General features: G+C 26.5%; 12 protein-coding genes and 2 pseudogenes. 7 read left to right on the forward strand and 7 right to left on the reverse strand.

Translation table 11 applies throughout. The annotated features are described in order from the left end of the window. Nucleotides 1-81: 81 nt before the first annotated feature. Complete coding sequence (gene rpsB / locus CRV11_RS01755) at nt 82-798, reverse strand: 30S ribosomal protein S2 (RefSeq protein ID WP_136131625.1); 717 nt, start codon at nt 796-798, stop codon at nt 82-84. A 355-nt stretch (nt 799-1,153) separates the two neighbouring features. Here rpsB and map point away from each other — a divergent pair, with 355 nt between their 5' ends. Both map and dapD read left to right on the forward strand, forming a co-directional pair. Beyond that, nucleotides 1,154-1,945 (forward strand): type I methionyl aminopeptidase, encoded by a 792-nt coding sequence (gene map / locus CRV11_RS01760; RefSeq protein ID WP_136131626.1) that lies wholly within the window; start codon nt 1,154-1,156, stop codon nt 1,943-1,945. A gap of 157 nt (nt 1,946-2,102) precedes the next feature. Further along, complete coding sequence (gene dapD / locus CRV11_RS01765) at nt 2,103-2,921, forward strand: 2,3,4,5-tetrahydropyridine-2,6-dicarboxylate N-succinyltransferase (protein WP_136131627.1); 819 nt, start codon at nt 2,103-2,105, stop codon at nt 2,919-2,921. A gap of 140 nt (nt 2,922-3,061) precedes the next feature. Here dapD and CRV11_RS01770 read toward each other — a convergent pair whose 3' ends face one another. Next, nucleotides 3,062-4,501 carry a Do family serine endopeptidase gene (locus CRV11_RS01770; RefSeq protein WP_136131628.1) on the reverse strand — a complete coding sequence of 480 codons (1,440 nt, stop codon included), beginning with the start codon at nt 4,499-4,501 and terminating at the stop codon, nt 3,062-3,064. Nucleotides 4,502-4,943: 442 nt separating this feature from the next. Between CRV11_RS01770 and CRV11_RS01775 the strand changes: the two genes are divergently transcribed. Beyond that, nucleotides 4,944-5,636, forward strand: a complete 693-nt coding sequence (locus CRV11_RS01775; protein ID WP_136131629.1) for a 5'-methylthioadenosine/adenosylhomocysteine nucleosidase — start codon at nt 4,944-4,946, stop codon at nt 5,634-5,636. Nucleotides 5,637-5,780: 144 nt separating this feature from the next. On the opposite strand, the gene erpA is transcribed toward CRV11_RS01775, so the two are convergent. After that, nucleotides 5,781-6,125, reverse strand: coding sequence for an iron-sulfur cluster insertion protein ErpA (erpA, locus tag CRV11_RS01780; RefSeq protein ID WP_136131630.1), 345 nt, complete (start codon nt 6,123-6,125; stop codon nt 5,781-5,783). A gap of 174 nt (nt 6,126-6,299) precedes the next feature. On the opposite strand from erpA, the gene hemL reads away from it, so the two are divergent. The 4 genes from hemL to folK all read left to right on the forward strand — a co-directional run bounded on the left by hemL (nt 6,300) and on the right by folK (nt 10,571). Further along, a complete protein-coding gene (hemL, locus tag CRV11_RS01785; RefSeq protein ID WP_136131631.1) occupies nt 6,300-7,580 on the forward strand; it encodes a glutamate-1-semialdehyde 2,1-aminomutase in 1,281 nt (426 codons plus the stop codon). A gap of 281 nt (nt 7,581-7,861) precedes the next feature. Beyond that, nucleotides 7,862-8,317 carry an RNA polymerase-binding protein DksA gene (dksA, locus tag CRV11_RS01790; RefSeq protein ID WP_136131632.1) on the forward strand — a complete coding sequence of 152 codons (456 nt, stop codon included), beginning with the start codon at nt 7,862-7,864 and terminating at the stop codon, nt 8,315-8,317. A 467-nt stretch (nt 8,318-8,784) separates the two neighbouring features. Next, complete coding sequence (gene pcnB / locus CRV11_RS01795; RefSeq protein WP_136131633.1) at nt 8,785-10,086, forward strand: polynucleotide adenylyltransferase PcnB; 1,302 nt, start codon at nt 8,785-8,787, stop codon at nt 10,084-10,086. Further along, a complete protein-coding gene (gene folK, locus CRV11_RS01800) occupies nt 10,083-10,571 on the forward strand; it encodes a 2-amino-4-hydroxy-6-hydroxymethyldihydropteridine diphosphokinase (RefSeq protein WP_136131634.1) in 489 nt (162 codons plus the stop codon). The genes pcnB and folK overlap by 4 nt, the downstream gene beginning before the upstream one ends. A gap of 208 nt (nt 10,572-10,779) precedes the next feature. Here the strand turns inward: folK and hpt are convergent, their stop codons facing one another. From hpt to CRV11_RS03810, 4 genes and pseudogenes are all read right to left on the reverse strand, one after another. Then, nucleotides 10,780-11,310, reverse strand: coding sequence for a hypoxanthine phosphoribosyltransferase (hpt, locus tag CRV11_RS01805; RefSeq protein ID WP_136131635.1), 531 nt, complete (start codon nt 11,308-11,310; stop codon nt 10,780-10,782). Between the two features lie 252 nt (nt 11,311-11,562). Further along, a complete protein-coding gene (lpdA, locus tag CRV11_RS01810; protein ID WP_136131636.1) occupies nt 11,563-12,978 on the reverse strand; it encodes a dihydrolipoyl dehydrogenase in 1,416 nt (471 codons plus the stop codon). Nucleotides 12,979-13,011: 33 nt separating this feature from the next. Further along, a pseudogene (locus CRV11_RS03785) lies at nt 13,012-13,716 on the reverse strand (2-oxo acid dehydrogenase subunit E2); the annotation flags it as partial. 122 nt (nt 13,717-13,838) lie between these two features. Continuing rightward, nucleotides 13,839-13,953: pseudogene (locus CRV11_RS03810) on the reverse strand (E3 binding domain-containing protein); the annotation flags it as partial. Between the last annotated feature and the right edge of the window lie 78 nt (nt 13,954-14,031).

Here is a 14,031-nt window from a genome sequence, read left to right on the forward strand (position 1 = left end):
TTATAAAATTATACCCATAATATTTATTTAATATTATACTATACTGCTATATCATCTGTAGAATTGATTTATTAAAATTAATCACATATCTTCCTGTGTTCGGAAATTTTGATGTTCTTGTAAACGACTCTCGTGTATCGCTGTAACAACAATACCTAGGTATAAATTAACAGCACGCATTGCGTCATCATTCCCAGGAATAACAAAGTCAACACCATCTGGATTAGAATTAGTATCCACTATGGCAAAAACCGGTATACCCATGTTATTTGCTTCTTTAATTGCGATATTTTCTTTATGAGCATCAATAACAAACAGTGCATCAGGTAAACCACCCATATCCTTAATACCGCCTAAACTGTTTTCTAATTTAGATAATTTACGTACACGTAGCAAAGCTTCTTTTTTAGTAAGTTTATTAAGAGTACCATCTTGTGACTGGATTTCAAGTTCTTTTAAGCGTTTTATGGATTGTCGAACAGTTTTCCAATTAGTTAACATACCTCCTAACCAATGATGATTAACAAAAAATTGATCACATTTTAATGCAGATTCTTTTACTGCTTCACTGGCAGCTCGTTTAGTTCCAACAAATAATATTTTACCTTTGCGAAGAGAAATTTTTCCTAGTTCTAGGATAGCTTGATTAAACATCGAAACAGTTTTTTCAAGATCAATTATGTGTATTTTATTACGAGCACCGTATATAAAAGGCTTCATTTTGGGATTCCAGTAACGAGTTTGATGACCAAAATGTGCACCTGCTTTAATCATATTACGCATAGAAATAATTGCCATTAATACCTCTGAATATTTATTATAGTTAGATCTGCATATATAGATATATCGGATTATTATAAAAATAATTTTAAAAATTAACAAATAATAATTAGATTAATACTTACAACACATATCTAACTTTAGATAATTATGTACTTATATTAATATTAAACTTTTATAAAAATAATTAATTAGCACTATAGTTACTTTAATTTTATTTTATAGCATACTTTAAATATATAAAATAAATTATGAGCTATTTATAATAATTAGATGTACTTTGTATAATCATATGTACTTATTTAGCATATGAATGTTAACATAAAAATATTATTAATGTTAGACAAAATCTTATAATTTTGGAATTAATATAATGTCTATTTTTTTAAAAAATAATGAGGAAATAAAAAAAATTCGAATTGCCTGTCATTTAGCTGCTGATGTGTTAGAAATGATAGAACAATATGTAATACCAGGTATAACCACAGGTAAAATAGATCATATATGTCATGAATATATGATCTATAAACAAAATGTAATTCCAGCATGCCTAGGATATAAAGGATTTCCTAAATCCGTATGTATATCTGTAAATGAAGTAGTATGCCATGGTATTCCTAATGATGATCAAATACTAAAAAATGGAGATATTGTTAATATTGATGTGACAGTTATTAAAGATTCATATCACGGCGATACATCTAAAATGTTTATAGTTGGAAAACCGACTGTTGAAGGTAAAAATTTGTGTAAAATTACACAAGAGAGTCTTTATTTAGCTTTAAATGTGGTTAAGCCAGGAATTAATGTAAATAGAATTGGATATATTATTCAAAAACATGTGGAATGTCATGGTTTATCTGTTGTACGTGATTACTGTGGTCATGGTATCGGAAAGAATTTTCATGAAGAACCACAAATTCTACATTACACAACAAGAAATAATAAGATAGTTTTAAAAAAAGGCATGATTTTTACTATTGAACCTATGGTAAATATTGGTAATCATCATGTTTATACTATGATTGATGGTTGGACAGTAAAGACTAAAGATCAAAGCTTATCAGCACAATATGAACACACAATTTTGGTAACTAATAATGGCTGCGAAATTTTAACATTACGTAAGGAAGAAGACCTTCCTCCATTATTAATTAATAATTAATAATTTTTTAAAAAAGCAAACCAAACATATTAATGATATTATAAATAGTTATAAAGATGACATGGTTTTTCAACCGAGCTTTTATTATATTTATCATTATTAATTTAATTAAACAATGTTTAATAACATGATTTATCATAAATAATATGGAAGATTAATGCAAAATCTACGAATTATTATTGAAGATGCTTTTGAAAACAAAAATAATCTAACTATAGAGATAATAGAAGAGGTAAAACATGCTGTTGATCAAACTATAAATTTACTAGATAATGGGATATTGCGAGTAGCTGAAAAAAAAGAGGGGAAATGGATAACCAATCAGTGGATAAAAAAAGCTATTTTACTTTTTTTTCAAATAACTAATAATAGTTTGATATACGGTGCTGAAACAAATTACTTCGATAAAATAAACATGAAATTTTTTAATTGGGATGATTTGAGTTTTCAGCAAAAAGGGATAAGAGTGGTACCACCAGCATCAGTAAGAAAAGGAGCTCATATAAAACAGAACACTATAATAATGCCATCATATATAAATATAGGTGCTTTTGTTGATAAAGGTACCATGATTGATACTTGGGCCACTGTTGGTTCTTGTGCACAAATAGGTAAAAATGTACATATTTCAGGAGGAGTTGGAATTGGCGGAGTTTTAGAACCATTACAATCTAATCCTACTATAATAGAAGATAATTGTTTCATTGGAGCACGTTCTGAAATTGTTGAAGGTGTAATAATAGAGGAAGGATCAGTAATATCAATGGGCGTTTATATAGGTCAAAGCACCAAAATTTACAATCGCAAAAGCGGAGAGATAAGTTATGGTCGTATACCAGCTGGTTCTGTAGTAGTATCTGGCAGTTTACCTTCTAAAGATCATGAGTACAATTTGTATTGTGCTATAATCGTTAAAAAAGTGGATAAAAATACTCGTGCCAAGGTAAGTGTTAATGAAATATTACGAACTATTTAGCATTTATTTCAAATTATATAAATTTTATTTTTATTATACCAATTATATACTACGAGTTATATGTTTGTATTATATTAATATTAATTTCTTTATACCAGGTAAAGTGTCAATCTTTATCTGGTATAAATTAATAAGTTTGTTTACCTATAAAATAAATATATATTTCTGGCATTTCTTTGCACATTGAAAACTAAAAATGAATGCTGCTTTTCTAACATCCTGCGCAAATCCCCAAGATTATTAATATTTTTATTGTTTACACTTAATATTAAATCACCTTTTCGAAATCCAATTTTTGCTGCTATACTTCTCGATATAATTTTATTTACATAAACTCCTTTATCGTAAGAATTACCATTAGTTAGTTTAGCACCTTCTATATTTTTAGAAATAATTGAAGAATCTAATACATTTAAATCTACTTGATCCAATGTGACTAATAAATCGATAAATTTTTTATCTCGTAATATACGTAATTTTACTGTTGTTCCAATAGGCAATAAACCAATATTATTATAAATAGAAGCAAGACTGTAAATTGGACTATTATTAATTAGTGTAATTATATCACCAACTTTAATGCCGTATTTATAAGCAGTTGAATTTTTCACAACTCGGCTAACAAAAGCACCGATATTAGAATCAATCTTCATAGTTTTTGCCATTTTTAGATCAACAGGAGAAGCTGATAGACCTAAGTCAATATGTCTTACCTGACCATAATTTATTATCTGATTTATTATTTCTTTAACAAGATTACTGGGAATTGCAAATCCTATTCTTGTATTACTACCATCAGGACTAAAAATTGCAGTATTAAGTCCAATTAACTCCCCTTTCAAATTTACTAAAGCACCTCCAGAATTACCTCGATTAATTGTTGCGTCTGTTTGAATAAAATTTTGGTAGCCATAATCGTTAAAACCTATACGTCCTATCCCTGATATAATTCCATAGGTTGCAGCTTCTCCAAGTCCATATGGATTACCAATTGCTATAGTATAATCACCTACACGTAATTTATCAGAATCTGCCAGCTTCATTACAGTTAAATCTTTTACATCCTTTAATTGAATTAAAGCAATATCTGATTGTATATCTTGACCTATTAATTTTGCATAATAATGACGATTATCACTTAACCTGACTTCTATTTTTTTAGCATCATTTATTACATGGTTGTTTGTTACTATATAACCTTTGTCAGCGTTAATTATTACTCCTGATCCTAAATTTTTAAAAATATTACCATCATTATCTTGATTATTATCAGATTCTTCATCATCATTATATATTTTTAGCAAAGATTTCAAACTAATTTTTGTATTATGATAAAATATACTATTATTAGATTTTTGTGGTGTATCATTAAATTGTTTTATGTATTGTGGTGTTAGATCTTCATCTCCTTCTACAAAGACACTAACTACGGCTGGCATAGTTTTTTTGAGTACTGGTGATAAACTAAAAACTCGTTCACTATTATAAGCGGCCTCAGCTGTAGTAATATTTATAAAATTACTAATTAATATAATAAAATTAAATATTAATGCATTAAAGATTAACAATATTTTTTTCATTGATTAATGATCTCTCAGATTGAAATTTGTAATATTAAACTAATACACATGAAGATAGATAAATTCTATATAAAATTTATTTTATGATATTTCACATTGTATATATATTATTTGTTAATTAGTACATTTAAGAAACACATATATTAACAATATGCTACTCATGATGAATTAATTTGTTTTATATTCTATAACTAAAATAACTAAGTTTAAAAGCTTATTGCATTATAATTTTTTATAGATTAATCAAAATCAAACACTGTTTATGGTACCATACTATATTCTTATTTTTAAAATAAAAAACTAATTTTTTACATATAAAATACAGTAAAATTATAAATTGAATTATATATTAAATATTTCAAATAAATCACAATTATTAGTAATAAATAGAATATTATTATATCTACACAATATATTTAGTTTTAAAATTAAGAGATTTTTTATGATAATTGGCATTATAGGAGCTATGGAACAAGAAGTTAAGTTTTTACTTGATATGATTGATGAATGTAAAATATCTTTAATAGGTAGATATAAAATTTATACAGGTTTAATAAATAATATTAGAGTAATACTTATACAATCAGGAGTTAGTAAAACTGTTGTTGCAGTCAGTACTACAATCTTAGTTAATTTTTATAAACCCGACATTATAATCAATATAGGCACAGCTGCTGGTATTTCTTTAGACCTAAAAATAGGCGATATTGTAATAGCTGATCAAGTTTGTTTTCATGATGTTGATTTGACGACTTTTGGTTATAGTTTAGGACAAGTGTGTGGTTATCCTAAAACATTTTTTACTGATAAAAACTTAGTTTTTCAAATGGCAAAGTGTTCTAATCAATTAAAATTTAATATGAAAGTAGGACTAATAGTTAGTGGGGATATATTTATTAATGGTACTATGTCTTTGATTAAGATTTGTAAAAATTTCCCAAAAGCAATTGCTATAGAAATGGAATCAGCAGCTATTGCTCTTGTTTGTTATGATTTTCAAATACCTTTTATAGTAATAAGATCTATTACCGATTTTGCAGATAAAAAATCAAACCTGATTTTCAAAAAACATTTAATTAACAGCTCTAAAAAGTGTTGTGTAGTTATAGATCAATTCTTAAAAACCTATAAATAATAAAATATGTTATTTGACTATAAAAATGTTTTGTTTATATTACAAATATTTTTTATTAAAATACACTATCTATTTTAACAAGTCATTATTTATAGTATTATGAAAATTCAAAAACAATTTATACAAATATTAATTTTTGATTTCTTATATTCCAAATGAAGAACCACAACTACAAGTTATTTTAGCATTAGGATTAATAACAACAAAACGCGAACCTTCTAAATTTTCTTTGTAGTCTATTAAACTACCATTAAGATACTGAATACTTATAGGATCTATAATTAAGCTTATACCTTGATTTGTAAAAATTATGTCTTCTGCATTTCCTATATCATCTAAAGTAAAACCATATTGAAATCCACTACATCCTCCACCAGATATATATACACGTAATTTTAAATGATTATTACCTTTATCTTTAATTAATAATTTTATTTTATTAACTGCTGCATCGGTGAATTTTAATGGTATTAATGATTTTATATCCATAGTTTAATTCCAATTAGGTGTTTTAATAAACTTTAATAAGTTAATTTAGTAATATAATTTATATTTTAAAAATGTATTATTAATTACTTATTTTTTGTTTTATGTTTTTTAATAAATTTTAATATAATATATGATAATATCATTCTGATAATTTTATTATTAATTATAATGACAATGAATAATTCTAAAAAACTATTTTCTAATGCAAAATATTTTATCCCAGGTGGGGTAAATTCTCCTGTAAGATCATTTAATAATGTAGGAGGAGATCCTTTTTTTGTTACTAAAGCCCAAGGAGCTTACTTATATGATGTAGATGATAAATGTTATATAGATTATGTTGGTTCATGGGGATCTATGATAATGGGGCACAATAATCATAGAATCCGAAAAGCTACTATTGCTATAATAAAAAATGGTTTAAGTTTTGGTACTCCTACAGAAACAGAAAATCTTATGGCTCAATTAATTTGTGATTTAGTAACAAGTATAGAAATGATACGCATGGTTAATTCTGGTACTGAAGCTACAATGAGTGCTATTCGTTTAGCAAGAGGATATACTAGACGCAGTAAAATAATCAAGTTTAAAGGTTGTTATCATGGCCATGTTGATTCTTTGCTATTAAGTTCTGATGAATCATTAATTAATGATAATTATCTAAGTTCATCTGGTATTCCTATTGAGTGTATAAAAAATACTATAGTTTGTGAGTATAATGATCTGGATGCAGTTCATAAAATATTCATAAAATATCCTGAAGATATTGCTGCTATTATTGTTGAACCAGTAGCTGGCAATATGAATTGTATTTTGCCTAAAGAAAACTTTTTACAAGGATTACGCAATTTATGTGATGAATTTAATTCACTACTAATATTTGATGAAGTAATGACCGGTTTTCGAGTGGCATTAGGAGGAGCTCAGCAATATTACAATATAGAACCAGATATTACTTGCTTAGGAAAGATAATAGGAGGTGGTTTACCTGTTGGTGCTTTTGGAGGCAAAAGAGAATTAATGAATAAATTAGCTCCCAATGGACCAATATATCAAGCTGGCACATTTTCTGGAAATCCAGTAGTAATGGCTGCAGGATATAGTTGTTTAAAACAAATTATAAAACCACATACCTATAAAAAATTAAATTATTTAACCACACAGTTGTGTTTTGGTTTACGTTCAGCAGCAAAAATCAATAATATTCCTATAATTATTAATAATATTGGAGGTATGTTTGGATTATTATTTACAAAGGATAGTACTGTTAATTGTTATTCTGATATTTTAAGATGTGATTTTAACTTATTCAAAAAATTTTTTCATCTAATGTTAGAGAAAGGAATCTATTTAACTCCTTCTCCTTTTGAAACAAATTTTGTATCACTATCACATACTATGAAAGATATTAAAAATACTGTAGATATTGCTAATATTTGTTTTTCTAAATTATGAAAATTTTTTATTAAACTTAAATAAATTTAAATCCTCAAATTGAAGAAAATATCTTAATTTTTATTAAAGTAATTTTGTATAAGTTGTTTTTCTGTATTATTTAATATTAAATAATTTTATACTTTCTACTATAATTAGATTTAAAAATAATTTTGCGTAAAATCTGAAAAATTGCACCTATGTATGTTAATGGTTGTTTTTCTTTAATATATGAATATTATTATAAAAAAATATTGATATTAGTAATAATGGATGTATGGTTTTTATCAGGAGATAACTTTATGAAAAAAGAGAAAAAACGTAAAATATCATCTCTTAGTATTCTTGCTATAGCTGGAGTAAAAAGTTACCAAGAAAAACCGGATGAGCAATATATGAATTCTGAACAATTAAATCATTTTCGTAAGATTTTAAGAGCTTGGAAAGATCAACTACAAAAAGAAATAGATCGTGGTTTAACTAATATGCAAGATGAAACTTCTAATTTTCCTGATCCCATAGATCGTGCTTCACAAGAAGAAGAATTTAGCTTAGAATTACGCACTCGAGATAGAGAAAATAAAATAATCAAAAAAATAGAGAAAACATTAAAAAAAGTAGAAGGTGGCGATTTTGGTTATTGCGATTCCTGTGGTATTGAGATAGGTCTTCGCCGTTTAGAAGCTCGACCAACAGCTGATTTATGTATTGATTGTAAAACAATAGCAGAAATTCGCGAAAAACAAAGAGCCTATTAATATATAAGATATAGAATAAGAACATAATAAAAATATTTTTAATACTACACATTATAAATAATGAAAGAATAAACAACAGTCTATCATCATTTAAGCAATAATAGATTTACATGGTAAAGTTATTGTAATAATGGACGATACTTTAATTATATTAAATTATTAATATTATAGAAATATAGAAATAAAAAAGATCATCACATTATAGTTATCACTTTTCCTAAAATTCAAAATACTCAAATAAGTAAAGGAAAATATTTTTAGGTTTTATTGCTTTTGTATTTAATACTTAAAGATATTTTAATGTGCATTTGTTTAAGATTAAATTGATTTTTACTCACTATTAAATTATTGATGACATAATTAATATTATTTTCATGTATCTCTTATCTTAACAAAAAATAATTTTGTAATTTAAAATTGTTTTTTATAATTTTAAGGAGGCACCAGTAAAGGTTTGAAATATTATCATGATAATGATTCCGCAAATAAGACATATGATATCCTGTAAAAATATTAGCAAAAATGCTCTTAAAGTTCTTTATCGCTTAAATAAAGCAGGATATGAAGCATATTTAGTAGGTGGTGGTGTACGTGATTTGTTACTAGGACAAAAACCCAAAGATTTTGATGTCACTACAAATGCAACTCCTGAACAAATGATTAGATTATTTCGCAACTGTCGTCTAGTTGGTCGTAGATTTATTTTAGCTCATATAATTTTTAATTCAGAAATCATTGAAGTTGCCACTTTTAGGGGAGATAAAGTAGAAGAGGAATATCAAGATCATTATAAAAGTTTTCATTTTAGTAAAAATGGTATGTTATTAACTGATAATACATTTGGTAAAATTGAAGATGATGCTTACCGTAGAGATATTACTATTAATAGTCTATATTATAGTATGACTGATTTCAGTGTACGAGATTATGTTGGTGGTTTTCGTGATCTGAGAGAAGGTGTAATTAGACTTATTGGTGATCCAGAAACGCGTTATCGTGAAGATCCGGTTCGTATGTTACGTGTAGCAAGATTTTCTGCAAAATTAAATATGAGTATTGCTCCAGAAACAGCTGAACCAATTCCAAGACTTGCTTTGTTATTACACAATATTTCACCTTCACGTTTATTTGAAGAAGCTCTTAAATTATTTCAAACAGGTTATGGTTATCTGACCTACTGTAAATTATGCGAGTATAATTTATTTCAATTATTATTTCCAACATTAGCAAATAGTTTTACCAAAAACGGTGATAGCACAACAGAACGTATGTTAATCCAATTATTAAAAAATACAGACAATAGAATCCAAAATCATTTGCGTGTCAATCCAGTATTTTTGTTTGCAGCAATGTTTTGGTATAGACAATTACAAAGTGCTGAAATAGTGGCTCAAAATAATTCTCACGTATTATCATACTATGATGCATTTTCTATTGCTACAAATACTACTTTAGAAGAAGCTTGTAAGGTGTTAGCTATTCCGAAACGTATAACATCCTTAATAAAAGATATTTGGAAGTTGCAATTATATATGTCACGTATATATGGAAAAAGAGCTAAAAAATTAGTATTACATCCTAAATTTAAAGTTGCTTATAATTTACTGTCATTACGTGCAGCAGTAGAAAATACGCCTGAATTAATAAGACTTAGTAAAAATTGGAACCAACGTCAAATATCATTAGTAAAAAAACAAAACAGTATTATTAATAAAATGAGCAATAGTTCAAGTTCATTCCGAAATAATTATAAAATAATTTGCAGATGACTATAATTTATATTTCTTTAGGAAGCAATCTTAATGATCCTATATATCAAATAAAATCCACCCTAATAGAATTAGATAAAATTCCGCAAACAAAGCGCATTATTACTTCTAGATTTTATATTACCCAACCATATGGATTTAAAAATCAACCTAATTTTATTAATATTGCTGTAGAAATGGATACTAAACTTTCTCCTGAAAGTTTTCTTCACTTTGTTAAAATAATAGAATCAAAAAAAGGTCGAGTTCGTAATAAAGAAAGATGGGGACCACGTAATATAGATATTGATATAATGTTATTTGGAAATTTGATAATTAATACTGATTGCTTAACGATACCTCATTACGATATGGTTAATCGTAATTTCATGTTATTACCTTTAACACAAATAGCTCCAAATATCACATTGCCTAATAATGGTAAATTAATCAAGAGCATTCTAGATAAATTAGATATAAGCACAATTAGGATATTGAATTTATAAATCATATTTTATACTATAATATAGTATATAGTAAAATAATTTTTAACAATTTTATCTCCGCAATAGATATCCTGAAGTTTATGATACGACTTGTTATATCACATAATAAATTATACAAATAGCCAATCAATATATTGATTTTAAAAACAGTATATAGTTCTAAAAAAATTAGAACATGACAATTTTAACTATATAAAATATATTATCTCTAATTAATTTTTATGACCTTGCCAATGTAAGGTAAGTTACGATACTTTTGTTTATAATCTATTCCAAATCCAACTACAAACTCATCTGGTATTATAAATCCAACATATTCAATATTGATTTTTATATTTCTTTCTTTTAATTTATCTAGTAAAGTGCAAATAATTAATGACTTTGGTTGTCGAGATTTCAAGATATTATATACACTTCTTAACGTGTTTCCAGAATCAATAATATCTTCAACAAGTAATACATCTTTATCTCTTATATCTTCATCAAGATCTTTTAAAATTTTCACACTATCAGCTCTAGACATCCCAAAATAACTAGATGCAGTAATAAAATCAACTCTATGAGGTACCTTTATTACACGACATAAATCTGCCATAAACATAAATGAACCACGAAGCAACCCCACAACCACTATATTATTATTTCTACCATTATAATAATTATTAATATCATTACCTAATTCAATGATACGCATAGCAATTGTTTTTTCAGGAATCATTACTTCAATAATATGTTTCATATATTTAGCCTAACCATGATAGTTATAACCTGTTGAGTAGTTATTATTTATTTTTACCACTGTTATCGGTAAATCAAATTATATTAAAATTTGTTGTATATTGAGTGATCATAATTATTTATATCTAAAAGAAATAAATTAACCAGTTAAATTCACCAGCTATAAGTGGTGTTTAATATAATTAAACATTTAATGCAAATCATCAAATTATAAATAAGCTAGCATATTATTAATATGCATATAATATGCTATCTACTTTTTTGTATTTATTAAATCAGTAACAGTTCCTTTAAAAATTTCAGCTGCTAATCCTATAGATTCAGATAAAGTGGGATGCGCATGTATAGTTAAAGCAATATCTTCTGCATCACAACCCATTTCAATTGCTAAACCTATTTCTCCTAATAATTCACCTCCATTACTTCCTACGATGGCACCGCCAATAATGCGATTAGTTTTTTTATCAAATATTAATTTAGTAATACCATTTTCACATTGAGAAACAATTGCTCTACCTGATGCTATCCAAGGAAAAATAGATGTTTCATATTTAATACCTTGTTTATTTGCTTCTTTTTCTGTTATTCCTATCCAAGCTACTTCTGGATCAGTATAAGAAATAGATGGAATTACTTTTGGATCAAAATAATGTTTTAATCCAGAAATTACTTCTGCTGCAATACGTCCTTCATGGATCCCTTTGTGAGCTAACATAGGATTACCAACTATATCACCAACTGCATAAATATGAGAAATATTTGTTCGCATTTGTTTATCTACACTAATATAATTATTATTTACTTCAATTCCTGCTTTTTCAACTGATAAATTTTGACTGTTGGGTATTCTACCAACAGCAACTAATACCGCATCGTAACATGTAACTGTTTTTATATTATCTTTATCTACTATTGTAGAAACGTAAATACCATCATTTTCTGCTTTTACTGAAGTTATCTTTGTTTTTAACATGATCTTAAACCTAGTACCAATAATTTTCATAAAAGCTTTAATAACATCTTCATCAGCAGATGGTATTATTTGGTCATTCATTTCTATTATTGAAATTTCAGATCCTAATGCTTCATAAATAGTAGCCATTTCTAAACCTATTATTCCACCACCTATAATTAATAATTTTTTAGGTATTTCTTTTAAGTTAAGTGCATCAGTTGAATTCCATATTCTATTATCTGCATATGGTATTGAGGGTAACTTAATTGAGCTTGAACCTGCAGCAATTATGGCATTATCAAAATGTATTGTGGTAGTTTTATCGTTGTTTGTTACTAATAACGTATTGGAATCAATAAATTTTCCTAACCCATTAACAATTTTGGTCTTGCGCAATTTTGCCATATATGAAAGACTATTAGTCAAATTATTAATAATTTTTGATTTCCTGGACCTTATTTGATTTATATCTACACATATATCATTAAAATTTACACCTTTATTTCTTAATAATTGCATTTCTTTAATTACTTTTGCAATATGTAACAAATACTTAGATGGAATGCAGCCTACATTTAAACAAACACCACCAAGATTAATATAACGTTCTACTATAGTAGTTTCTAATCCCAAATCGCTACAACGGAAAGCAGCAGAATAACCTGAAGGTCCTCCTCCTATTACTACTACTTTTGTTTTAATATCAATATTCATTTTGACCTCTAATGATGCAATTAATTTTATTTTTCAAATTATTAAGAGACGAATATCAGTTAATATATTGCTGATTAGATTCAGAAAACGTGCACCATCTGCACCATCAATTACTCGATGATCAAAGGAAAGTGAAACAGGCAACATTAAACGTGATAAAAATTTTTCTCCATTCCAGAATGGTTCAATAGAAAATTTAGAGATGCCTAAAATAGCAACTTCTGGAGCATTTATAATAGGTGTAAAAAATTTTGTACCAATGCCCCCTAAACTAGATATAGTAAAGGTTCCATCTTGCATGTCTTCAGCTGTTAATTTTCCTTTAATTGCTTCTTGAGAAATATTTATCAATTCCATAGATAGTGTAAGAACACTTTTTTTGTCAATATTTTTAAATACTGGAACCAATAATCCCTTCGGAGTATCTACTGCTATGCCAATATTAATATATTTTTTAAGTATTAATTTTTGTAGGTCAGAAGATAACGAACTATTAAATCTTGGCATTTGAATAAGCGCATGATTAACTGCCTTCATAATAAATGCTAATAAATTAATTTTTATATTTGGATCTTTTTTCTTAATTTCTATATTTTGTTTATTGCGAAATTCTTCTAGATTAGTAATATCAATTTTATCAAAATGTGTAACATGAGGAATTGTTACCCAATTATTACTTAAACGATTTCCAGAAATTTTTTGAATTGTACTTAATTTTATTTCTTCAATATTATTAAAATTGTTTATATTACTAATATTTTTGCTGGAATGATTAACTTTATATAAATTAGAGTAATGGTTTTTATTATCATTAGATGATAATTCAAAAAATGTTATAGCTTGTTTTATATGATTATGGATACATTCTTTTAATATTCGATTTTTTTTACCCATGCCCTTGATTTTAGATAAATCAATTCCAAATTTATAGGCCAGGCGACGCACTAAAGGACTTGCGTGCACATATGTATCATTATTTTCGTTATTTTCTATTTTTTTAATTTCGCTATCTTTCGTATATTTAATTTCTTCCGTTATTTTACTGATCAGGAG

The organism is Candidatus Pantoea edessiphila, from assembly GCF_002933335.1.
GTDB lineage: Bacteria > Pseudomonadota > Gammaproteobacteria > Enterobacterales > Enterobacteriaceae > Pantoea_C.